The following is a 22,409-nucleotide window of genomic DNA, read 5'->3' on the forward strand; positions in this document are numbered from 1 at the left end:
TTAATCGGTAACTAATAAGTTGCCGATTGTTTTTGATTTCAATTCGGTTTCATCCCATTCTTTCTGTGGATTACTATTAGGCATTATCCCTCCACCTACATATAACTTTACCGTATTTTTAAAAATTTGTGCACATCGAAGATTTACAAAATACAATGACTTTTTCTCCCTTTTATAACCAAAATAACCTGCATAAAATTTACGATCATATCCTTCATTTTTTAAAATAAAATTTTGAGCATCTTGCTGTGGCATTCCACAAACAGCTGGTGTAGGATGTAATTTTTGTAAAATTGTGTTGACTTGATCATACGATTTTACATCAGCTGAGATATATGATTTTAAATGATTAAAAAATCCAGCATCTATAGTATGTGGCCCATCAACATGTAAGTTAGTCGTATTTTCTAATTTTGAAATAATATAATCAGTTACTACTTTTTGTTCCAAAATTTCCTTGTTAGACCATTGTTCATTTTTTGGTAAAGTACCTGCCAATGAAACTGTTTTTATGGTCAAATCCTCTTCTTGCAATAATAATTCTGGTGAGGCCCCAATCCATAATCCATCATTTATAGAATACCATAGATATAGGTACGCATTGGGATAGTGCAAATGCAATGCTTTAAAAGTTTTAATAATATTAACTCCTTTATTACTTATCTCCTTAATTCTAGAAATTACAATTTTATCCGTATTTGTTTGATTTAATTCCTTTACAGTATTTTGAAGCAAGGCTATATAAGACTCATAAGAAATTGCTTCTTGTGTAAAATTTGATTCTAAATTTAAATCAAGCTCATTTTTCAACTTTTCAATTTGAATACTTTCTATATCATCATCATTTATAATAATTTGTTGAGAATTATCGAAACGATTAAAAATGAATTTATTTTTAGATTCAAATTTTTGATCTGCCCATAAATCGACAAAATCTGAATTTGGCTCTCTAAAGAGTAAGAACGATTTATTGTTAGTAAGTATATTTTCAAGTTTAGCTTGAAATTTATTTTGCATTTGGATTTGGAATTATAGCATTAGTGATGTGACTGTAGCAAACTAATTTACCACTTTCATCTGTTATCTCTATTTTAATGAGATGCGATTTATGTCCTTTTTTTACTACTGTAGCATGTCCAAACACTGTTCCATCTCGCTTTGAACGGAGATGATTTGCGTCAATTTGTTGTCCAACGGCTACATAATTTTTATCATTTAATATAAAATTAGATAAAGAACTACCTAATGTTTCCGCTAAAACTACTGATGCGCCACCATGTAGCAATCCAAATGGTTGATGAACGATAGATGAAACTGGCATTTCTGCTTTCATAAAATCTTCTCCAACATCCGTAAACTTAATTTTTAGATGAGAAATTAAAGTATTTTCTGATATTTTGTTCAACTGATCCACTAATTGATATGACATATTTAGTATATTTTTTTATTATAATTTTCAGGGTATTTAGCTGTTATGGTTTCATAAAATAATTCTATTTCCTTTAAAACCTCTTCTAATTGTTTATTTTTTGTTTCTACAATTTTAGATATTCCAGCTCTTTTTGTTTTATAATCACAATAGGCTAGCAAAATAGGTACTTCTGCATTTTGCGCAATATGAAAAAATCCTGTTTTCCATTTTTGGGAGTAACTACGTGTACCTTCTGGCGTATTTATCAAATATAATTTATCTGCTGATTGTAAGACTTCTATAGCAAAATTGACCATATTTTTATTCTGTGTACGGTCTATGCCTATTCCACCTAAAATTTTTATAAAAAATCCGTACCAAGGTTTTGTCCAAGCATCTTTGATAAACATTTTCATGGGAATATCCATTTTCCAAAATGCTGCAATTGTGTAATAAAAATCCCAATTAGATGTATGTGGTGCACAAACTAAAACACACTTATTAACTTTAGATAAATCTAGATGATTATCTAATTTCCATCCTACAAGACTCATCATTAGTTTACCAATAATTTTCTTCATCCAATTTTATTTTACACAACATGTAAAAATAAAAAAAAGGATTACATTTCTGTAATCCTCGTTATTATATTATTAAATGACAATCTTAAATAAAAAAATCTACAATAGTTTTAATTATTTCTGTAGTTAATGTTAATAGAATCTGTATCATCTTTATAGTTTATTTGGTTGTTGTTTTGTTGTTTTGTTGGAGTAGAAATTCCTATAGATCCATCTTTGCTTTCAATGCGTATACCGTTTTTATCAATTCTAACTTTAGCATTTTCATCAGCATCATTTACATTAATTTGGAACTCTCGATCACTAATTTCATCATTCTCTAATTCTTCTGAATTACAATTCAAACATACGATTTTCTCGCCATTATTTAAGAAGAATTTGTTGTTTGGAGAATAAAAATATTTTTCAACACCGTTATCAATTAAAGATAGATTATTCATTTTCTTTACATTAACAACTTTGTTTTTAGGTACAAAAATCTTAATTTCTACATCTTGTTTTCTGAATTTACCTTCTTTTTTAATTTTAATAAATTCATCTAAATTCAAAACATTTCCTTCTAATATGTGATTATAGATCGTTGATTCTACGTTTCTTTTTGCTTCAGCAGTAGAGCCTCCTTTTGCTTTATATTTCAAACTAATTTTAAATTGGTTTGTATCACTTTCACCTAACGTTATTTCGTCATCGATAGGTATTATTAAATTACCTTCCTCGTCTATTAACTGGTCCAGATCATTCATAACCTTAAAATTATATCCACCTAAATTTTGATCTTTAAACTGAACTATTAATGTATCTGAGGATACGGTCAACGTTTCATCTTTTACAAATTCAACATCACTTCTAAATCTAGATGCAGTGTTTAATGAGATTCCTATTATTGCAAATAAGGCGATAAACCAAATTACAATAGATGCAATAATTAATGCTTTACTTGTCTTGACACGTGTAAAACAACGCACTCCCAAAATAGTAATTAAGATCCCTGGAATAATCATTAATATTCCTCCCAAAATTTTAGTAGCAACACTCATCCATTGATCTTCGACCATGTAACCAAATAATTCTGTAGGAATGTCAGTCCAAGTTGTAAAAGCTAACGCGCATCCTCCGATGATTAATCCTACACCTATAGATGTGATAATAAATCCAACGAACCATAGTAAAAATTTACCAAATGCGCCAAATACACCTCCTAATTTATTACTTAATTCACGACTTCCTGAAATTACAGCTTCACTGGCTACTTCTGCGTTTTTTTTAAAACTCTCAATATTTGCAGGCTTACCATACATCTGCAATTTCTCTGAAGTTGTAGTTGCTTTAGGTACAAATATTAATAAGATAAAATAGCATAAAACCACTAAGAAAAAGGAAATTCCTGTAAAGATTCCTAAGATCCCTAAAACTAACCAAGTTGCACGAACTGCCCAAGGATCTAATCCTAAATAGTGCGCTAATCCTGCTGATAAACCTGTAATGATTTTATCATCTGGATCACGAAATAATCTTTTGTTATTTTTTGTCTCAAAAGATGACTGTGTATATGTTGAATGAGTTGAAGTTGATTCAGCTTCTTCATCTTCTACTCTGTATTGATTAGGATGCCCCATTGTTGCAATAACAAAGTTTACATCATCGTCACTTACAACTTCTCTAAATTTTAATCGATCGCGAAACAGTTCAGATATACGGATTTCAACATCTTCAATAATATCATCGATACCCTCAGTTCCGTGTAACGAATTCTTTACATCTTGTAAATATGTTCTTAGCTTTGAATAAGCGATTTCCTCGACAACGAAAGAAAATCCTCCTAGACTTATTGATACTGTTTTATCCATTTGTTTGTGTTTCTTTGGTTACTTTGTCTACTGCTTCAATTAACTGAGTCCAAGAATCTTCTAATTCTTTTAAGAAGAATTCTCCTTCATCTGTTAATGCATAATATTTTCTTGGTGGTCCTGATGTTGATTCTTCCCAGCGATATTGTAAAAGATTATCATTTTTAAGACGTGTTAGTAAAGGATATAATGTTCCTTCTACTACAATCATCTCTGCTTTTTTTAATTCGTCAATGATATCCGATGCATAAGCATCACCTTTTTTAATAATGCTAAGAATACAATATTCTAACACACCTTTGCGCATCTGAATTTTTGTTTTCTCTATATTCATTATCTGTGTTTTTATTTTGTATTACAAATATATAGAATTATTATAGTATTATGCAAAACAAAGTACCTAAATATTTTTAGTTCTATATTTATTTTTAAGTTCATTCTTTTAAAAATCTACTGAATATGTGGCTTAAACTAAATGTTAAATTTTTTGAAAACATTTTAGATTAAGAATTTTCAAACCTTTTCATTTTAATTTAAGATATAGAAAAGCGTACATTTGCAGAAATTATTCAATCATAACATGAAAAAATTAATTGGAAGTGCATTTGCATTAACTTGTTTATTATTAACTACAGAAGCTTCGGCTTGGGGACTAACTGGGCATAGAGTTGTTGCTGAAATTGCGGATAATAACTTAACAAAAAAAGCGCGTAAAGAGGTAACTAAAATCATCGGGCCTCAACAATTAGCTTATTGGGCAAATTGGCCAGATTTTATTAAATCTGATAAAAACTGGGCGCATGCAGATTCTTACCATTATGTAAATATTCCGGGAGGAATGAATTACGAGCAATACAAAGTGGCTATTGAGAATACTTCTGACGATAATATGTATAAAAAAGGATTGTTTTTAATGAATGAATTAAAAAACAATAAAGAGTTATCTTTAGAAAAGAAACAAGAATATTTATATTTCTTGATTCATATTATTGGAGATTCTCACCAACCTTTACATGTAGGACGCGAGGAAGATTTAGGAGGAAATCGCGTAAAAGTACAATGGTTCCGCGAATCAACAAACATCCACTCTGTATGGGATTCTAAGTTAGTAGATTACGAAAATTATTCTTTTACAGAATATAGTAATGTAATTGATATCATTACACAAAACAAACGTAAAGAATTACAACAAGGTGATTTTGCTGATTGGATTTATGAATCATATCAAAAAGCTAATGTAATTTATGCTAATGTTCAGATGGATGAAAAATTAGGTTACAAATATCATTTTGATAACAAATATATCATCGAGGATCAATTGTTAAAAGGAGGAGTTCGTTTAGCAAAAGTTCTAAATGATATTTTTAAATAAAAAATTATCTTTTAAAATATATAAAAAGCCGACTATAAATAGTCGGCTTTTTATATTATAAAACAGTTGTTGTCTTCTCAAATTTTAATTTTAATTGATTAAAATCTTGTATATTATCACGTTGTATAATTATTAATTGATTAGGTTGTATGATATATGATATTGGTTGTACTTCTGTTACGGTATAATAAACATTTAATAAATTACCGTTTAATAAAACGCTATCTACCTGTATGGTTGTACCAATATTAGTTTTTTCTAATATAATTGGTATCACAAATTCTTTTGAAAAATTGATAGAAGCAGATTCATCAGGCTTATCTAAGCTTTTAGCTTTTTCAAAAATAGCATTAAAATCATTACTATTATCTATATAAGACTTCTCAATTTTTTTGACATCGACCGAATTTTTCACAAAATAATTAGAGATCAATTTATACGAAATTATCTTCGACGAATTTGAAACATTATCATGATCAGGAGTATTGAATACAGAATTCTTATTATAATTATTATTACAACTCATTAAAATCAATAGAAATAATATGAGACTACCCTTTTTCATTACAAATATTTATTTTACTAATACAAAGTACTTGCCAAAATCAGGAAATAATTAAATATAATTTTTTTAATAAAATGCTACAAATAATATTTTAAAAATCCACTAACAATATTAGTACTCAAGCACGTATAACTATTTAAGAACTAATCATATTCAACAAATCTAGACAACATCAATAGGGTTTATGGTTTACTAAATTTATTCGAAAAATATTTTGTTTCTTTACTTAAAACTCTATTTTAGCTATAAATATAAACACATGAAACTTATACACTCACTAACCTATGCAGCGCTTTTTGGTTCTGCTATTACGCTACAAGCACAAGTTGGTCAGCAACAAAAACTAAACCCAACTATTGAACAATTTGTAAACGAAATCAATAATAATTCTCAATTAGAAAAAATTGCACACGAATTATTAGATGGTATTGGACCACGATTAGTTGGGTCTCCACAAATGGATCAAGCAAGTGATTGGGCGATTAAAACATTTAAATCTTGGGGAATAGATGCTCGCCGTGAAGATTACGGAACATGGAAGGCATGGGAAAGAGGATTAACGCATGTTGATATGACTTACCCAAGAACTAAAAACATTGAAGCAACACAGTTAGCATGGTCACCAGCAACTAAAAAAGCTGTAAATGCCGAAGTAATTGCAATGCCTATTTTTAAAAGCGAAGCTGAATTTAAGGCTTGGTTACCAAAGGTTAAAGGTAAAATTGTATTAATGTCTCAAAATCAGAGTCATGGTCGTTCAGATTATCAATACAAAGAATTTGGTACAGAAGAATTATACTCAAAAATAACTGCTGATAAAAAAGCAGCTAATGACGCTTGGACAAATTCTATTAAAGTAACAGGACATACGAACAACACATTACCACTTGTATTAGAGGAAAACGGTGCTGCTGCAGTAGCAATTTCTTATTGGACAGGTATTATGGGAGCGAATAGAATTTTTGGAGCAAAAACTACTAAAATTCCAATGTTAGATATTTCTAATGAAGATTATGGAATGTTATATCGTTTAGCAGAAAATGGAACTTATCCAAAATTAACTGTGAACGCACAATCTAAGCATAATGGTGTAACTAAGACTCACAATACAATTGCTGAGATCAAAGGAAAAGAGAAACCGAACGAATATATCATCCTTTCAGCTCACTTTGATTCATGGGATGGTGCGCAAGGAGCTACAGATAACGGAACGGGAACTATCGCTATGATGGAAACGATTCGTACTATTAAAAAATTATACCCAAATAATAAACGTACTATCTTAGTTTGTTTATGGGGAAGTGAAGAACAAGGTCTAAATGGATCTCGCGCCTTTGTAGAAGATCACCCAGAAATTGTAAAAAATACGCAAGCTGTTTTTAATTTAGATAATGGAACGGGTCGTGTGGTAAATATTAACGGTTCTGGATTTGTAAATTCTTATGATTACATGACACGTTGGTTAGCTGGTGCACCAAATGATGTTACTAAACATATTAAAACTGAATTCCCAGGTTCTCCAGGAGGAGGTGGATCTGACCACGCATCTTTTGTTGCAGCTGGAGTTCCAGGATTTATGCTTAGTTCATTAAACTGGGGGTACGGTACATATACATGGCATACGAACAAAGATACGTATGATAAAATTGTATTTGAGGAAATTCAAAGTAATGCAATTTTAGCAGCATCTTTAGTTTATATGGCAGATCAAGAAGAAAACTTAGTAAATCGTGATAAACGTGTTTTACCAACAGGTCGTGACGGTAAGCAAATGACTTGGCCAGAAGTTAAAAGTCCAAGAAGAACTTCAGACGGATATTAATAATCCATCATAAATAAAAATCACTCATTAACCTGTTAATGAGTGATTTTTTTATCTATATATTTTACATTGTAGTGTAAAATTTCCAACTTATAATTCCTATAAAAAACAATTGAATGAATACAATGAAATAAATGATTCTTTTAAATTCTGTTTTTTGAGTTTTATGATGAAATTGTTTCATAGCTACGAAAGAACCAATTGTTCCGCCCAAAAACGTCACAAGAAAAAGAGACTTTTCAGGAATTCTCCATTTATTTTTAGTTGCTTTTACTTTATCTATACCAAATAAAATGTAAGAAATAATATTAACTGCAATAAAATAATAAAAAATATAACTCATTAAAATTTATACAGAATTAAAAACGCCATACTAATAAACGCGTTAATTTATTTCCTTGTTCCATGTTTATTATTTCAACATCTTTTGCTTTTACACGTTCCAAAACTATTTTTAATGGACGAAGGTTATCCTTTTTAGAAACTAACGTTGAGAACCATTTCACTTGGTGTTTGAAATTAACACTTTCTCTAATCATATTAGTAATAAACACACGTTCACCACCATTACACCATAGTTCAGAATTACTACCTCCGAAATTTTGAATAGGTTTTTGATCAGATTTATTACCTAAATTTTTCAACTTACGCATAGTTTGTTCCATCACCTCTTTATTCGATCCAAAAAATGGTGGATTACAAATTGTTAAATCAAATTTTTCTCCTTGTTTAATAATATTCGTAAAGATCGCATTTGGATTATATTGAATTCTAATATCTACTTTATTTCTCAAACGTACATTTTTACGAACAATTTCAGAAGCATTTTTATGTGAACGTAAATCTAATTCTGCTCCAACAAAGTTCCAATCATATTCATAATTTCCAACAATAGGATAAATACAATTTGCCCCTACTCCTACATCTAATATTTTAACATCTTTTCCACGTGGAATAACTCCGTCATGCGCGCGACCTAATAGATCCGCAGCGTAATGTATATAATCTGCACGACCTGGAATAGGTGGACAAAGATTATCAGCTGGAATTTCCCAGTAATCAATGTCATAATATGTCTTTAATAAAGCTTTATTCAAAGCTTTTACTGCGCTACGATCAGAAAAATTAATCGATGCCTCACCAGATTTATTTGGGATTATATATTGTCTTAAAGCTGGGTAAACAGCTGTTAATTTTTCGAAATTATAAGATGCTAAATGTCTATTACGCGAATGTAATTTCTTGATTTTTTTTATCCCTTCTGATGTACTCATACCTTTATTTTGTACAAAAATACATCAATTTATCAGGAGTAACTACATTTTTAATATATGCTTAACTAGGTTTCAACTATTTATTTAAACCTTGTTTTGAATATAAATGGATGAGATCTTAATAAGTTTAAAATTTAAGCTTAATTTTACATGAAGATTTTAGATAGAATTCCTTTGCCATGAAATTTTTTTTGACCCTTATATTTACTCTTACAACTCTCTTTATACAAGCTCAATACAATAAAGAATATGAATTTGTTGATGTGATTCCACATTGGCAAAAAGGCGATGTTTTTCGTTATACTCAAATCGAAAATGAATATCAAATTGTAAAAAAAGATACGCTTAATAAAAAAAATAAACAATTTGATTTAGTTGTTTCAATTCTTGATTCTACTAAAAATTCGTATACTGTAGAATGGAAAATGACTCCAGACTTTAGTCAAATACCAGTATCATTACAAGAAGATTTTAAAACAAAATTAGGTAGCCAGCGCTTTGTTTATAGAACGTCGGAAAATGGTGTTTTTGAGGATTTACTAAACTTTGATGAAATTGTTTCTTACAACAAAAAACTAGTAGAAATAATGGGAGAATCCATTCCTAAGGAAATGGATCGAGATGCTTTCAAAGCTGCATTAGAAAAAGTTTTTGGAAATGAAGAAGTTACCGCACAACTAATCACAAGTAAAATAAACACATTTCATTTATTTTTTGGCCATAAAATCAAAAAAAATAAATCTTCAAACTCTAAATTTGAAAGTGTAAATCCTGTCACGAAAAATAAAATCATTTATAACCGAATGATTGAGTTAGAAAATTATAGTGAAGAAGACCAAGTCTATACATTATATGGAGAAACCTTTCCGGTGGAGAAAAATCTTATTGATGAAATTAAATCTACACTAGAAACTATAATTTCTAAACAAGTAAAAGATATGGATAAGATTCGGAATTTTGATTATATCAGTAAGGTTTTCCAAGCTTCTCATGATTCAGGAATTATTATATATCAAATGAAACGCGATTTTATAGAAGTGGATGATCAGGAAATTATCAAGGAATTAGAATTTGTCTTAAAATAATAATTATATTAAATTCTTAAATTTGCTTTTTTAATTAAATATTATGGAACAAAAAAATAATCCATTACACGGTAAACGTTTAGATGATATTATAGAAGCTTTGGTATTACACTATGGCGGATGGGAAGGATTGGGACGAGAAATAAACATCAAATGTTTTAATGAGAATCCTAATTTAAAATCTTCTTTAACTTTTCTAAGAAAAACTCCTTGGGCACGTACTAAAGTGGAAGAATTATATGTAAAAAAAATAGCTAAGTAATGCCTAAAATTGATGTAAGTAAAAAGATTTATATCGCTTCCGAGCTTTTAACACAATTACAAGAAGAATCTCAAGTTATTGTACACTGCCATATGGATTGCACAGATTTTGCTGATGCTGCTAGAATATGGCCAAGTACATATCTTATTGATAATAAAACAGGCATACAGTACCCTTTAGTACATACAGAAGGGATTTCGATGTATCCTAATTGGACACATATTGATGAAGGCTCATCACTTGATTTTACATTAATATTTAAAGGATTACCTAAGAGCTGCACTTCTTTTGACCTTATTGAAATTATACCACAACCAGGTGGTTTTGAATGTCATAAAATCCCTAGAAATAAGAGTGATATTTACCATATAATGTTTGGATAAGACGTATACATTAATCTAAATAAAAAAGGGCTTAGTAATAAATTACTAAGCCCTTTTTTATTTATTTATTAAGAATTATAGCATATTTATACAACTTCCTTTTTCTTCATCTTTTGTAATATTTAATGCAATCGGAATACGCTCTTTCAATTCTTCAACGTGAGAAATAATTCCTACAATTCGGTTTTCTTTATGTAAATGGTTTAAAGTTTCAAAAACAATATTTACAGCATCAGCATCTTGAGTACCAAATCCTTCATCAATAAAAAAGAAATTTTTACTCGCTTTAAGATTCGTTTGCACACTTTCTGCTAATGCTAATGCCAAACTCAACGAAACTTGGAACGCTTGCCCACCCGATAAAGTTTTAACACTACGCGGACGACCTTCATTCAAATAATCAATAATCTCAAATTCATGATTTTCATTGATTTGTAAACTCAATTGATTTCTGGTCATACGATGAAAGCGTACATTCGCATTTTCGCATAATTGTTTTAAATAAATTGATGAAACATATTGTACAAAACCAGCTCCTTTAAACATATTACCAAATAATTTCAGTAATTCAGCACGTTTTTGCAACTTATTTTGCACTTCTAATATTTCTTTTTTTGCTTCGTATGCTTGAAATAAACGAGCAATTTCAGTTTTGCGATTTATCACCAACTCATTAGCATCTTTTAGCTGCGAAGTAATTTGATTAAATACAGCTTCCTGTTGTAAATAGGTTTCATCATCAAAAGAAACTTTAGCTAATTTTTGCTCTAGTTCTTGGATTGAATTATTCAATGTTTTAAACTGAATTCTGAACTCTTCCAATTGTTTTCGAAGGCTGACAATGTCTAATTTTTGATTTAATACAATTTTAACTTGTTCTAGATCCTCAATTTTCGATTGTAGTAATGCCGTTTGAATTGAATTTTCTACTTGAATGAATTCTGAATTTTGAGTTTCAATGCGAATATCAAGTAATTGTATTGTCGGTTTTTGAGCAGCCAATTTCAAATTAAAATCATTTAAATTTTGCTGTAAAATCAAATAATCTTTCTCAATTTTTAAATTAAATGCTTTGAGTTCTTTCAAATTGTTTTCAACTTCAATAACAATTAAATTTTCAAAATCTTCAAATTTTAGAACTTTAAGATTAGATAAATTTTGCTTGATTTGTGCAGCTTTTTTTGCTTCTTCTAACTTAAATTCATCTAATGCAATTTTATATTTTTCTACAGCAGCTCTTGCTTTTTCTAAAACTTCTCGCTGAGATGAGATAAAATTATTTTTGTCCTCAATTTCTTTTTCAATCTTTAAAACTTCCTGTTTTCTTTCTTTAAAACCTTCAAAATTTGATGAATCAAAATCTTGCCATATAAACAAATTTTTATGTTCTTTTAATTGCTTATTTAACTCATCTAAAGTTCTATTTTCTTGAATGACTTGTTGTTCAATTAATTGATTTTGATAGATTAATTGCTTGATTTCCGTAAATCTATTTTGCTCTTTTTCTTGTTCCTTTTCTAATTGTAGAATTTCTTCTTTAATCTTTTCAATTTTAGATTTCACATCGTCCATTACCACAACCTGAGGATGATCTAAAGAACCACACAAGGGACATGATTCTCCATCATGTAAATTATGCGCATATTGTGCTAATTTTTGTTGTACCTCGCACTCATTTTTTTGATTTTCTAACGCATTTTTCTGCTTTACAAATACTTCTTTCAAAGCAATAAAATCTGCTTCAAAAGTAGAAATCGTAATTTTCTCATCACTAAATCTTTTCTGAAATAATGCTATCTGCGCTTTTATTTGTTCGATTTTATGGGACTGAGCCTTGATGGAATTCTGTATGGATTCATTTTTTACAAACCAATTATCAGCTGCCATCAAAACTTGTGGATCTAATCTTTGTGATGAAATTTCCTTTAGTTGAGCAACAGAATTTCTTATTTGATCTTCAATTTGTTTTTGATTCTGCTTTACTTCTTCAACTTTAGCAATACCTTTTAAAGTTCGGGCTTTAAAATTTTTTATCTCTTCTGTATATGCTAAAATTTGAATAATCAAATTCAAATCATTTTCTTCCACTCGCTTTTCAGCTAATCCGTCAAAATCTTTTTGAATAGCTTGTATTTGTAATGTAATGTCCTTGATTTGATTCTCAATTAAATCCCCTTGTTTCTTTTGATTTTCGAGAGAAATTTTATTTTCTTGAATTTCTTTTTCTAACTTAAATTGATCAATTAATAATTGATTAAATGCATTAAAAATTAATTCATATTGATCCAACTGAAGTTGTTCCTTATCTTTTTGTTCCTTTTGAACTTTAATTTGTTCAAACTGTATTTTTTTAGTTTTTAAAGTTTCAAAATCACTTTTTAAAGCTTTTAAACGTTGAAAATTTTCATTTATAACATTATAATTATTTAGAATAACTGTATAATTATCTTCTTCAACTTTTAAGTTATTTTGACTTTCCTCAATACTTTCTAATGAAATGGTTTCAAAACCTTGAAGCTTACCTTCAATTTTATTTAATTCTGCTAAATTATCTTTTGCTAAACGTGCTGCATTATCTTGCAAATCATACTTATGAAGGTTAAAAATTTCCTTCATCATTTGTGTTCTAGCAGTAGGCTTTAGTTCAATAAATTCTTTGAATTGTCCTTGAGGAATAATAATGGTACGTCTAAAATTTTCGTAGCTTAAACCAAGTATTTTTTCAGAATTAGTATGATCTAATGGTACCCATTCCTCTTTTATGTTCTCATAAAATACAACCGTAGGATTTCTAACCACATCAAATTGTTTAGAATTTCTTTTGTACTCCCGAGTTATTCTAAATAATTTATTTTCAAAATTTAAAAAATCGAATTCAACATACGATCTATTCGATTTTAAATTCATCATATTATAAGACATTTTTGTAGCACCTAATCTATCAGAAACGCCATATAATACATATGAAATAGCTTCTAAAATGGATGATTTACCTGATCCTACAGCGCCAAAAATCCCGAATAATCCTGCATCTATTAAATCATTAAAGTTGATGGTTTGTCTTTCCTGATATGAGTAAAGTCCTTCTATGGTTAGTTGAATTGGAATCATGGTCTATGCATTTAGAATTTCGTTAAACAAATCTATTATTTCATCATTTGGCTCTTGATTAGCATTTTTAGTTTTAAAATAATCTTTGAATAAATCTTTTATGTCTTGGTTAAGATTAATCTCTTTATAAACTACTTCGTCATTTGCCTGATTTTTCACCTTAGGAATTAAATGAATAATACCGTCATGAGATTGATAAATTAATTTACGATCTTCAGCTTTTAAAAAGGAATCACTTTCTAGGGTTAATTCTACTAATGAATTTGGGTTCTCTCGCAGCCAATCTACTGCATTATTAACCTCATCAAAAGTTTTACGTAATAATGGACGACCGCTTACTAAAGCAACTTTCTCCCATTTAATGGTTTGATTTGGTTCTGCATGAATAATGGATACATATTTTGTTTGTCCAGCTTCGCTAAAACTGTAACATAAAGGCGACGAAGAATAAACGACTGGTTGTTGATCTGTTCCAATATTGTTATACGCGTGTAAATGTCCTAGAGCAGTATATTGGATTTGTGAAGGTATACAATCAGAATATACCATATCCGCATTTCCTATTTTTATTGGTTTTTCACCTTCTGGCTCATCTAATAACTCTGCATCTCTTTTATTCATATACAAATGAGAAATTAAGATATTTACACCATTTGTATCACAGTATGCATCGGCAAGTGAAGTCCATTTTTCTTTTAAAACACGATTTAATTCTCCCTCTTTCTCTTCCCCAAAAAATTGCTTTAATCGTATTTCGTTTGCGTAAGCAGTATGTATAATTCTTATAGGAAAAGGAGTAGATTTAAGATTAATTTCTAAAAATCCTTCATCAGAATTTTTAATTTTAAATCCCTCCAATTCAAATGGTGTAACAATGGCATTTGGGTGACCAATTAAGATTATCCCACATTCGCGTGCCAAAGGAAATGGAGCATCAATACGATCAGGAGAATCATGATTACCACCTATAGCAATTACTGGACGCTGTCCATTATTTGAAAGTTGTTTTAACGTTTTATAAAATAATTCTACCGCCTCTACGCTTGGATTAAATGTATCGAATAAATCTCCGGCAATTAATACTACATCTACATCTTGCTCATTCGCAATCTGCACAATTTCTTTCATTACTTCAATTTGTTCTGGAAGCCTTGAGAAACTATCCAATCGTTTACCTAAATGCCAATCGGCTGTATGTAGAATTTTCATTTATTTTATTCTGGTTTTTCGAGTTTATTTTTTTCGTTAAAAAGTCGGTTAATTTCTTTTAGTCTCGCTTTGCGCTCAGATTCTTCTTCTTTAACTTTTCTTCTTTTTTGCGCTTTTTTTGCTTTAACTGCTTTCTTATTTGCATCAGTATTTCTACTCATTATTGTAAATTTATATTATTAAAATGCCAAACGATGACGCTTCTCAGTGTATTTATACGAATAAGACTATAAATTTATTAGAATAGACTTAATTATATTTTTCATGAAAATCTTATCGATTTGCAAAGTTACGACATTAGTATCATGATTTATTTGATAAATAAACTTAAGATGGGTTAAGAAACAGAGATTTTTAGTGCTCGCTTAATGCTATATTGATTTAAAAAAAGATTAATTTTTAATGAATTGAATTTTTTAAATCAACTTTTTTATAAAAGTTTGTTTAAAATATCTAATTTTATGTTGGTTAATGAATTTAATTTCATTAAATTAGAATCATATAATAGAATCTATTAACTTAAATTTTTAATTTATGGGAAAGGGCGATAGAAAGTCTAAAAGAGGAAAAATTATTAAAGGCTCTTACGGTGTAAAACGTCCACGTAAAAAATATTATTACGAAGATGTATCTACAGAGAAAGAAGATACAAAAGCCAAATAATAATTTATGAAAGCTGAAAATCAAACCAACGATTTTCAGCTTTTATTTTTATTCTTAATTGATATTACTTACGATGAATCTACAATTTTAAGGATATTTTCGACAAATTATAGAATACATTTAGTTATCTGTGCTATTGCGCTTTTATTAGATAATACTTCTTCTAAAATCTATATCCTACTGATGCTTGAAAAACTTGATGATTCATTTTATAATTTGAACTTTCTAAATCATTAAAGTTAGATAGTCCAAAAGCATAGCGTAAAGAAGCAAAAATATTGATAGGAAATCGATAAGATAAACCTACAGGAATTGAAAAATCGACACCTTTTGTTTCGTCTTTATAATCTATGGTTTGTCCATTTATCTTATCTTCAGATTTAGTTAAAAATCCTATTTGAGGTCCAGCTTCGACTGAAAAACCATCTATAAAATAATATTTTACTAAAATTGGTACATTGACATAATCAATATTACTTTCACGATTTGAATTAAATTTTGCTCCTTGAGCGGAATATAAAACTTCTGGCTGAAGAGAGAATTGATCTGAAAGAGCTACCTCAACAAGCAATCCTACATGGAAAGCACTTAAAGTTTTAGAATTGTCTACATCTCCTCCAATATTAGCTGCATTGTAACCTGCTTTTATACCGTAATGTAATGTTTGTGCTTGTATTGATGTGGATAAAATTCCTATCATCAAAATCATAAAATTGTATAATTTTCTCATATTCAATGTTTTAATTTACTTTAAAAATACGGAATTAAATTATAACCACTGAAAAAAAAATCCCTTTAGCAATATGCTAAAGGGATTAAAATATAAATTCTATTCTTTTCCTAAATCTGTTGATACGTAAAGTTTTCACCTAGATAAACACGACGCACATCAGGATCATTAGCTAATTGCTCCGGCGAACCTTCTTTTAAGATTTTACCTTCGAACATAATGTATGTTTTGTCTGTAATAGCTAAAGTTTGTGAAACGTTGTGATCGGTAATTAAGATTCCGATATTTTTATCCTTTAACGAACGTACAATTTTTTGAATATCCTCCACCGCAATAGGGTCAACCCCTGCGAAAGGTTCATCCAATAAAATAAAATTAGGTTCTGTAGCCAGACATCGTGCAATTTCGCAACGACGACGCTCACCACCTGATAATAAATCTCCACGATTATGACGTACGTGTTCTAGTGAAAATTCTTCAATTAAAGCATCAACTTTAAGTTGTTGTTCTTTCTTCGAGTATTTGGTAAATTGTAGAACAGATTTAATGTTATCTTCCACAGAAAGTTTTCTAAAAATAGACGCTTCTTGTGCTAAATATCCGATTCCTTTCTGTGCGCGTTTGTACATTGGATCCTTAGTAATATCCAAATTATTAAGCGATACTTTTCCTTGTGTAGCTGAAACTAGACCAACTATCATATAAAACGAAGTTGTTTTACCAGCACCATTTGGTCCTAGTAATCCAATAATTTCACCTTGCTCTACTTGGAAGGATACCCCTTTTACGACGTGTTTTTTACCGTAATCTTTTATTAAATTCTCTCCTTTTAATACAATTCCCATATCGATATAAAGATCGGTTTTTATTATTTAATCGAATTGATAATATCGTACTTAGTAATGATATTTAATTTACCATCTTCTAATTCGATTAATACCGCTTGATTTTCTTTAGTGATTAATTTAGATACTTCTTCAATAGACGCACTTGCTTTTACGATTGGATAAGGTTTACCCATAATTTCGCGAATTGGTTTTTCAGCCATGTTTGGATCTTGCATAAATGCTTGAAAAAGATCTGACTCATCTAAAGACCCCACAAATCCTGTAATATCTCTTACTGGAATTTGAGAAATTTTAAATCGACGCATACGATCGATTGCATGAGAAACTAATTCTTCTGTACGTGCGATAACTAATGGTTTGTCTACATGCTCTTGAATTAAATCTACAGCAGTTTTTACTTCTTCTTCTAAGTAACCTCTATCACGCATCCAATCATCATTAAAGATTTTACCTACGTAACGAGAACCTGAATCATGGAACAATACAACAACTACATCGTCTGGTCCAAATTCATCTTTCATTTGTAATAACCCTTTTATCGCAGAACCAGAAGACATACCTACGAATAATCCTTCTTCTAATGCTAAACGACGTGTATATACCGCTGCATCTTTATCTGTCACCTTTGTAAAACCATCGATTACATCAAAATCAACATTTTCTGGTAAAATATCTTCCCCGATACCCTCAGTTACGTAAGAATATACTTCATTTTCATCAAAGATTCCTGTTTCTTTATATTTTTTAAAAACAGAACCATATGTATCAACTCCCCAAATTTTAATATTTGGATTTTTTTCTTTTAAGTACTTTCCAACACCAGAGATAGTTCCTCCTGTTCCTACACCTACGATAAAATGAGTAACTTTACCTTCTGTTTGTTCCCAAATTTCTGGACCAGTTTGTTCGTAGTTTGCTTGTGCATTCGATGGATTATCATATTGATTAACGTACCATCCGTTTGGTGTTTCTTCTGCTAAACGCTTAGAAACAGAATAATAAGAACGTGGATCTGTTGGCTCAACATCTGTTGGACAAACAACAACTTTCGCACCTACCGCACGTAAGATATCCATTTTCTCTTTAGATTGCTTATCTGTAATTACACAAATTAATTTGTAACCTTTGATAACAGCAGCTAAAGCTAATCCCATTCCTGTATTACCTGAAGTACCTTCGATAATTGTTCCTCCTGGTACTAAACGTCCATCTTTCTCAGCATCTTCAACCATTTTTAATGCCATTCTATCTTTACAAGAATGTCCAGGGTTAAAGTATTCAACTTTTGCTAAAACTGTACATGGTAAATCTTTAGTAATGTGATTAATTTTAACTAAAGGTGTATTACCAATCGTTTCTAATATATTATTTGCGTATTTCATTTTAATACTTTTTTTTTATAAATCTTTATCTAAAATTAATGGCTTTAGAAGGTGTAATTTTAGAAATCATGTATGATGGCAAAAGTAATACAATTGCACAAACTAATAAAGCCCCTGCATTTAATATAACAATCATTTTAACATCTAAATATACTGGTGCAACTGATATATAATAATTTTCAGCAGGTAATGTAATTATCTTAAAATATTTCTGAATTAATAATAATCCAATACCTATTACATTTCCTGCTAACAATCCAGGCATCATAATAAATAAGGCATAATTAATAAAAAGCCTTCTAACACTCCAATTTGTAGCGCCAAAAGCTTTTAATAAACCGATTGAGTTAGTGCGTTCTAATATTAATATTAATAAAACCATTACCATATTAATTACAACTACAAATAACATTACAACTAAAATTATGGTAATATTTTTATCAAAAATTGCAATCCATTCATTTATTTGAGCAAATGAATCAGATGCAGATTCAGACAATAAGTTGTATGGTATATTTTGTGCAACTTTTGCAGATACCATCTCTATGTCATCTATATTTTTTACAAATAACTCAAATCCTCCAATTGTTGTACTATCCCACTTATTCAGATTTTGAATATGTTTAATATCCCCAATCATTACAATATCATCAAAGTTTTTGATGTCAGATTTATAAATCCCACGAACATTAAATCTTCTGTATACAGGATTACTTTCATCTCTAATAAAGTACATCACAAACGAACTATCTACATCCAATTTTAGTTCATCTGCAACTTTCTTAGATAATACAACATCATCTACAAGAGAATCATTATTAATTCTTGGAAAATGACCTTTTATTAAAAAGTTTTTAAATCTAGTAGAATCATAATCAGTCCCTACACCTTTAAAAACTACGCCACTAAAATTTTCCGCTGTACGGATAACACCACTTTTATTTGCAATTGCTTGGACGTGGACAATATCTTCAACATTTTTAAAATTGGGATAAAAAGCTTGTTTTATAGATATAGAATCTGAGCTCAATGAATTATTACTATTATAATTTCGGATGGTAATATGACCATTGAAATCTGCTAATTTATTTTTGATTGCTTGTCGTGCACCTACTCCAGTGGAAAAAGTGACTAACGATACAATAATTCCTAAAGCTACAGCAACCTGTGCAATACGTATAATAATACTTGATAAGTTATTTTTAGTATTTTTACCAAGTGCAATTTTTTTAGAAAACCACCAAGAAAAGTTCAAATTATTTTTTTTTACAATGATACAATACGATTAAATTAATAAATCGTCTTTGTTTCAACCCATGATAACTCAATTACCACCATGAAAAAACTTGTCAAATATACATCAATTGCTTTACTTCTAAGCACACCTATTTTTTCAATTTCACAAACAAAAAATTACGAAACTGAATTTGCAAATCCAAAAAAGAACGTAAAATTTGTTTATGGCTTAGAAATTGGCCTTGGCGCTGAAAATACGGAGGCCTATCTGCATTTATTAAAAGATAAAAAAATTGGAGTAATATCTAACCAAACTGGCATTCTAAGAGCAAGTAAAAAAAATATAGATTACAGTGAAAATACAATTCACTTAGTCGATTTTTTACTGGGTCAAAAAATTAATGTTGTAAAAATCTATTCTCCAGAACATGGTTTTCGTGGTGATGCGGATGCAGGAGCGAAAGTAAAATCGGGCGTAGATACTAAAACAGGTTTACCAATTGTTTCGCTTTATGGAAATAATCGAAAACCTACACCAGATCAAATAAAAGATGTGGATATTCTAGTTTTTGATATGCAAGATGTTGGAGCAAGATTCTACACATACATTTCAACTTTACATTATGTGATGGAAGCTGCTGCCGAAAATGGTAAAAAAATTATTGTATTAGATCGTCCAAATCCCAATGCACACTATATTGATGGACCAGTAATGCAACAGGAATTCACTTCTTTTGTAGGTATGCACAAAGTTCCCATTGTATACGGAATGACGATTGGAGAATATGCTCAAATGATAAATGGGGAAGGTTGGTTAAAGAATAAAATAAAAGCCGATTTACAAGTAATTCCATTAAAAGATTATACTCATAATACCAGATATTCTTTACCTGTAAAACCATCACCAAATTTACCCAACGATCGTTCAATTAATTTATACCCGAGTGTTTGTTTATTTGAAGGTACAAATGTAAATGAAGGTCGTGGAACAGATTTTCAATTTCAAGTGTACGGTTCGCCTTATTTAAAAAATATGCCTTTTCAATATACACCAGTAAGTAAACCTGGAGCGACAAGTCCAAAATTTAAAGATGAAGTATGTTATGGTGAAGATTTATCGGATGAATTATATATGGACGAAATTTCGTTACAATGGTTAATAACAGCTTATAAAAATAATACTAAACAACCGTTTTGGACATTGAATGGTAAAAAATTATGGATTGATCAATTATCAGGATCAGCAGATTTAAGAAAACAAATAGAAGCGGGTTGGTCTGAGGAGCGTATTAAAGCAACTTGGCAAAAAGATTTAGAAGATTTTAAAAAAGTTCGTGCAAAGTATTTGATTTATCAAGATTAAAAGGCATTTGAAATTTTAAAAGAAAGAGAAATTTACTTTGATGAAAAAAGAATAAATTCAATTTCTTACTTCTTTTCTTTATATACAGAATGATATATTCATACCATTTTTTACATTTTTTGTAACAATTACTTCGGGAAAAATTTATTATACAAAGGAAAACCAGATCCATTTTAGATCTGGTTTTTTATTTGATTTCAGCATATTTTGCTTCACCTGTCATGGCATCAAAAGCAACCGTTACATTTTCGTATTCATAAATATTATCAGCTCGCATTGGGGCTTGATTTAGGTTTTTGGGGAAATTAAATTGTTTTTTGATATCATTTTCCGAACTAATATGGCTTAAACCTAAAACGAATTCGCGCTGAAAAGGTTTACAAATTGGTGTAGGTACAAAATGAACTTTAATACCAATTATTTCTTCATCCAAAAAAGTGATTAAAATTCCATCTTCTTTAAATAATAATTCATAATCGTGGGATTTTTGTCCATCAATCACGACATTATTTTGACGGATAGTTCCTTCAGATTTTAATGTATTTTCAAATGTGATGAATTGCTCAGCTTCTTTTGATTTTCCTATTAATTCTTGAAATATATTCATATTTTTTTTCATTTGTTGGTATAAAAAAACCTTCCAAATAAATGAAAGGTTTTTAGTTATATTTTAAAGTCTAAATTATTAGTTTTCTTTTACAAAAACACCATCTGCTTCAAAGTTAAATTGTAACTGAGGTTTTGTAATTTTAGCAATTTCTTCTTTAGATTGCCCAGCATCTTCTGCATAATGACGTAATTTATCTACAGAAACTTCACTTACAAAAGCTTTTCCATGAACGATAATATCTGATTTTTCACCATCTAATGGCATAAAAAATCCGTAATCTTTAAAGCGTACGAAAGATTGCTCCTCGCCTTTTCCAAGATCAACTTTCATCCAACAACCTTTCTTTTTACAAACAGATTCAATAGTCGATTTGAATTGAACATTTTCAATCACATCTCCATCTTTCATGTTATCATATAAAGAACCTAACTCATTCTTTGTTAAAGTATTTTTAACATCAAAAGATTCACCATACACTTGGTATGCATATAAATCAGCGACTGTGGCAGTACCTTTTGCTAAAATATTTTTTTGTGCTTTAGTAACTTTCTCAGTTTTTTCCTTTTTATTTTCTTTTTTAGCCTGAGCTTGTGTCGTTACAGCGAATGCCATTACTGCACAAAATCCTAAAATATATTTTTTCATAATAAGTTCT

At 29.6% G+C, this 22,409-nt stretch carries 24 protein-coding genes; 7 read left to right on the forward strand and 17 right to left on the reverse strand.

Annotated elements, in window-relative coordinates:
- The 5 genes from IM532_RS12280 to IM532_RS12300 all read right to left on the reverse strand — a co-directional run bounded on the left by IM532_RS12280 (position 1) and on the right by IM532_RS12300 (position 4,173).
- Positions 1–1,017 (reverse strand): isochorismate synthase, encoded by a 1,017-nt coding sequence (locus IM532_RS12280; RefSeq protein WP_194183756.1) that lies wholly within the window; start codon positions 1,015–1,017, stop codon positions 1–3.
- Positions 1,007–1,429, reverse strand: a complete 423-nt coding sequence (locus IM532_RS12285; RefSeq protein WP_194183758.1) for a hotdog fold thioesterase — start codon at positions 1,427–1,429, stop codon at positions 1,007–1,009. The genes IM532_RS12280 and IM532_RS12285 overlap by 11 nt, the downstream gene beginning before the upstream one ends.
- A 2-nt stretch (positions 1,430–1,431) precedes the next feature.
- On the reverse strand, positions 1,432–1,992 hold the full coding sequence (locus IM532_RS12290) for a 1-acyl-sn-glycerol-3-phosphate acyltransferase (protein ID WP_194183760.1): 561 nt from the start codon (positions 1,990–1,992) through the stop codon (positions 1,432–1,434).
- 110 nt (positions 1,993–2,102) lie between these two features.
- On the reverse strand, positions 2,103–3,839 hold the full coding sequence (locus IM532_RS12295) for a PspC domain-containing protein (protein ID WP_194183762.1): 1,737 nt from the start codon (positions 3,837–3,839) through the stop codon (positions 2,103–2,105).
- Positions 3,832–4,173 (reverse strand): PadR family transcriptional regulator, encoded by a 342-nt coding sequence (locus IM532_RS12300; protein WP_194183764.1) that lies wholly within the window; start codon positions 4,171–4,173, stop codon positions 3,832–3,834. The genes IM532_RS12295 and IM532_RS12300 overlap by 8 nt, the downstream gene beginning before the upstream one ends.
- Before the next feature lie 246 nt (positions 4,174–4,419).
- Between IM532_RS12300 and IM532_RS12305 the strand changes: the two genes are divergently transcribed.
- A complete protein-coding gene (locus IM532_RS12305; protein WP_194183765.1) occupies positions 4,420–5,211 on the forward strand; it encodes a S1/P1 nuclease in 792 nt (263 codons plus the stop codon).
- A 55-nt stretch (positions 5,212–5,266) separates the two neighbouring features.
- Here IM532_RS12305 and IM532_RS12310 read toward each other — a convergent pair whose 3' ends face one another.
- Positions 5,267–5,776, reverse strand: coding sequence for a hypothetical protein (locus tag IM532_RS12310; RefSeq protein ID WP_194183767.1), 510 nt, complete (start codon positions 5,774–5,776; stop codon positions 5,267–5,269).
- 259 nt (positions 5,777–6,035) lie between these two features.
- Between IM532_RS12310 and IM532_RS12315 the strand changes: the two genes are divergently transcribed.
- Positions 6,036–7,598 carry a M20/M25/M40 family metallo-hydrolase gene (locus tag IM532_RS12315; RefSeq protein WP_194183769.1) on the forward strand — a complete coding sequence of 521 codons (1,563 nt, stop codon included), beginning with the start codon at positions 6,036–6,038 and terminating at the stop codon, positions 7,596–7,598.
- Positions 7,599–7,662: 64 nt separating this feature from the next.
- Here IM532_RS12315 and IM532_RS12320 read toward each other — a convergent pair whose 3' ends face one another.
- Together IM532_RS12320 and rlmF are read right to left on the reverse strand one after the other, a co-directional pair.
- The gene (locus tag IM532_RS12320; protein ID WP_194183770.1) at positions 7,663–7,941 is read right to left on the reverse strand and encodes a DUF1294 domain-containing protein; all 279 of its coding nucleotides are present in this window, start codon (positions 7,939–7,941) and stop codon (positions 7,663–7,665) included.
- 16 nt (positions 7,942–7,957) lie between these two features.
- Positions 7,958–8,872, reverse strand: coding sequence for a 23S rRNA (adenine(1618)-N(6))-methyltransferase RlmF (gene rlmF, locus IM532_RS12325; protein ID WP_194183772.1), 915 nt, complete (start codon positions 8,870–8,872; stop codon positions 7,958–7,960).
- 179 nt (positions 8,873–9,051) lie between these two features.
- Here rlmF and IM532_RS12330 point away from each other — a divergent pair, with 179 nt between their 5' ends.
- From IM532_RS12330 to IM532_RS12340, 3 genes are read left to right on the forward strand one after another with little or no spacing between them, the layout of a single operon-like run.
- A complete protein-coding gene (locus IM532_RS12330; protein WP_194183774.1) occupies positions 9,052–9,957 on the forward strand; it encodes a hypothetical protein in 906 nt (301 codons plus the stop codon).
- Positions 9,958–10,000: 43 nt separating this feature from the next.
- On the forward strand, positions 10,001–10,219 hold the full coding sequence (locus tag IM532_RS12335) for a VF530 family protein (protein WP_194183775.1): 219 nt from the start codon (positions 10,001–10,003) through the stop codon (positions 10,217–10,219).
- Positions 10,219–10,602, forward strand: a complete 384-nt coding sequence (locus tag IM532_RS12340; protein WP_194183777.1) for a hypothetical protein — start codon at positions 10,219–10,221, stop codon at positions 10,600–10,602. Before IM532_RS12335 ends, IM532_RS12340 begins: the two co-directional genes overlap by 1 nt.
- Positions 10,603–10,677: 75 nt before the next feature.
- Here IM532_RS12340 and IM532_RS12345 read toward each other — a convergent pair whose 3' ends face one another.
- The 3 genes from IM532_RS12345 to IM532_RS12355 are packed head-to-tail and all read right to left on the reverse strand — an operon-like array spanning position 10,678 to position 15,083.
- Positions 10,678–13,713: an AAA family ATPase gene (locus IM532_RS12345; protein ID WP_194183778.1), complete on the reverse strand. Its 3,036-nt coding sequence runs from the start codon at positions 13,711–13,713 to the stop codon at positions 10,678–10,680.
- A 3-nt stretch (positions 13,714–13,716) separates the two neighbouring features.
- The gene (locus IM532_RS12350) at positions 13,717–14,922 is read right to left on the reverse strand and encodes a metallophosphoesterase family protein (protein ID WP_194183780.1); all 1,206 of its coding nucleotides are present in this window, start codon (positions 14,920–14,922) and stop codon (positions 13,717–13,719) included.
- Positions 14,923–14,927: 5 nt separating this feature from the next.
- A complete protein-coding gene (locus IM532_RS12355) occupies positions 14,928–15,083 on the reverse strand; it encodes a hypothetical protein (RefSeq protein ID WP_194183781.1) in 156 nt (51 codons plus the stop codon).
- 373 nt (positions 15,084–15,456) lie between these two features.
- On the opposite strand from IM532_RS12355, the gene IM532_RS12360 reads away from it, so the two are divergent.
- Positions 15,457–15,585 carry a 30S ribosomal protein THX gene (locus IM532_RS12360; RefSeq protein ID WP_194183783.1) on the forward strand — a complete coding sequence of 43 codons (129 nt, stop codon included), beginning with the start codon at positions 15,457–15,459 and terminating at the stop codon, positions 15,583–15,585.
- Positions 15,586–15,748: 163 nt separating this feature from the next.
- Here IM532_RS12360 and IM532_RS12365 read toward each other — a convergent pair whose 3' ends face one another.
- From IM532_RS12365 to IM532_RS12380, 4 genes are all read right to left on the reverse strand, one after another.
- On the reverse strand, positions 15,749–16,315 hold the full coding sequence (locus IM532_RS12365) for a porin family protein (protein ID WP_194183785.1): 567 nt from the start codon (positions 16,313–16,315) through the stop codon (positions 15,749–15,751).
- 110 nt (positions 16,316–16,425) lie between these two features.
- Complete coding sequence (lptB, locus tag IM532_RS12370) at positions 16,426–17,154, reverse strand: LPS export ABC transporter ATP-binding protein (RefSeq protein WP_194183815.1); 729 nt, start codon at positions 17,152–17,154, stop codon at positions 16,426–16,428.
- 29 nt (positions 17,155–17,183) lie between these two features.
- The gene (locus IM532_RS12375; RefSeq protein ID WP_194183786.1) at positions 17,184–18,545 is read right to left on the reverse strand and encodes a pyridoxal-phosphate dependent enzyme; all 1,362 of its coding nucleotides are present in this window, start codon (positions 18,543–18,545) and stop codon (positions 17,184–17,186) included.
- Positions 18,546–18,570: 25 nt separating this feature from the next.
- On the reverse strand, positions 18,571–19,800 hold the full coding sequence (locus IM532_RS12380; RefSeq protein WP_194183788.1) for an ABC transporter permease: 1,230 nt from the start codon (positions 19,798–19,800) through the stop codon (positions 18,571–18,573).
- A gap of 81 nt (positions 19,801–19,881) precedes the next feature.
- On the opposite strand from IM532_RS12380, the gene IM532_RS12385 reads away from it, so the two are divergent.
- Positions 19,882–21,144: an exo-beta-N-acetylmuramidase NamZ family protein gene (locus IM532_RS12385; RefSeq protein WP_194183790.1), complete on the forward strand. Its 1,263-nt coding sequence runs from the start codon at positions 19,882–19,884 to the stop codon at positions 21,142–21,144.
- Between the two features lie 187 nt (positions 21,145–21,331).
- On the opposite strand, the gene IM532_RS12390 is transcribed toward IM532_RS12385, so the two are convergent.
- On the reverse strand, positions 21,332–21,751 hold the full coding sequence (locus IM532_RS12390; RefSeq protein WP_194183792.1) for a hypothetical protein: 420 nt from the start codon (positions 21,749–21,751) through the stop codon (positions 21,332–21,334).
- Between the two features lie 78 nt (positions 21,752–21,829).
- Positions 21,830–22,399: a DUF4920 domain-containing protein gene (locus tag IM532_RS13735; RefSeq protein WP_228063730.1), complete on the reverse strand. Its 570-nt coding sequence runs from the start codon at positions 22,397–22,399 to the stop codon at positions 21,830–21,832.
- Positions 22,400–22,409: the final 10 nt, after the last annotated feature.

The sequence above is a fragment of the Faecalibacter rhinopitheci genome (genome assembly GCF_015234135.1).
Taxonomy (GTDB): Bacteria; Bacteroidota; Bacteroidia; order Flavobacteriales; family Weeksellaceae; genus Empedobacter; species Empedobacter rhinopitheci.

Excerpts from the sequence above, each read along its gene's own strand:
- IM532_RS12280 (WP_194183756.1), bottom strand. The coding sequence starts at position 1,017 with ATGCAAAATAAATTTCAAGCTAAACTTGAAAATATACTTACTAACAAT.
- IM532_RS12285 (WP_194183758.1), bottom strand. The coding sequence starts at position 1,429 with ATGTCATATCAATTAGTGGATCAGTTGAACAAAATATCAGAAAATACT.
- IM532_RS12290 (WP_194183760.1), bottom strand. The coding sequence starts at position 1,992 with ATGAAGAAAATTATTGGTAAACTAATGATGAGTCTTGTAGGATGGAAA.
- IM532_RS12295 (WP_194183762.1), bottom strand. The coding sequence starts at position 3,839 with ATGGATAAAACAGTATCAATAAGTCTAGGAGGATTTTCTTTCGTTGTC.
- IM532_RS12300 (WP_194183764.1), bottom strand. The coding sequence starts at position 4,173 with ATGAATATAGAGAAAACAAAAATTCAGATGCGCAAAGGTGTGTTAGAA.
- IM532_RS12305 (WP_194183765.1), top strand. The coding sequence starts at position 4,420 with ATGAAAAAATTAATTGGAAGTGCATTTGCATTAACTTGTTTATTATTA.
- IM532_RS12310 (WP_194183767.1), bottom strand. The coding sequence starts at position 5,776 with ATGAAAAAGGGTAGTCTCATATTATTTCTATTGATTTTAATGAGTTGT.
- IM532_RS12315 (WP_194183769.1), top strand. The coding sequence starts at position 6,036 with ATGAAACTTATACACTCACTAACCTATGCAGCGCTTTTTGGTTCTGCT.
- IM532_RS12320 (WP_194183770.1), bottom strand. The coding sequence starts at position 7,941 with ATGAGTTATATTTTTTATTATTTTATTGCAGTTAATATTATTTCTTAC.
- rlmF (WP_194183772.1), bottom strand. The coding sequence starts at position 8,872 with ATGAGTACATCAGAAGGGATAAAAAAAATCAAGAAATTACATTCGCGT.
- IM532_RS12330 (WP_194183774.1), top strand. The coding sequence starts at position 9,052 with ATGAAATTTTTTTTGACCCTTATATTTACTCTTACAACTCTCTTTATA.
- IM532_RS12335 (WP_194183775.1), top strand. The coding sequence starts at position 10,001 with ATGGAACAAAAAAATAATCCATTACACGGTAAACGTTTAGATGATATT.
- IM532_RS12340 (WP_194183777.1), top strand. The coding sequence starts at position 10,219 with ATGCCTAAAATTGATGTAAGTAAAAAGATTTATATCGCTTCCGAGCTT.
- IM532_RS12345 (WP_194183778.1), bottom strand. The coding sequence starts at position 13,713 with ATGATTCCAATTCAACTAACCATAGAAGGACTTTACTCATATCAGGAA.
- IM532_RS12350 (WP_194183780.1), bottom strand. The coding sequence starts at position 14,922 with ATGAAAATTCTACATACAGCCGATTGGCATTTAGGTAAACGATTGGAT.
- IM532_RS12355 (WP_194183781.1), bottom strand. The coding sequence starts at position 15,083 with ATGAGTAGAAATACTGATGCAAATAAGAAAGCAGTTAAAGCAAAAAAA.
- IM532_RS12360 (WP_194183783.1), top strand. The coding sequence starts at position 15,457 with ATGGGAAAGGGCGATAGAAAGTCTAAAAGAGGAAAAATTATTAAAGGC.
- IM532_RS12365 (WP_194183785.1), bottom strand. The coding sequence starts at position 16,315 with ATGAGAAAATTATACAATTTTATGATTTTGATGATAGGAATTTTATCC.
- IM532_RS12375 (WP_194183786.1), bottom strand. The coding sequence starts at position 18,545 with ATGAAATACGCAAATAATATATTAGAAACGATTGGTAATACACCTTTA.
- IM532_RS12385 (WP_194183790.1), top strand. The coding sequence starts at position 19,882 with ATGAAAAAACTTGTCAAATATACATCAATTGCTTTACTTCTAAGCACA.
- IM532_RS12390 (WP_194183792.1), bottom strand. The coding sequence starts at position 21,751 with ATGAATATATTTCAAGAATTAATAGGAAAATCAAAAGAAGCTGAGCAA.
- IM532_RS13735 (WP_228063730.1), bottom strand. The coding sequence starts at position 22,399 with ATGAAAAAATATATTTTAGGATTTTGTGCAGTAATGGCATTCGCTGTA.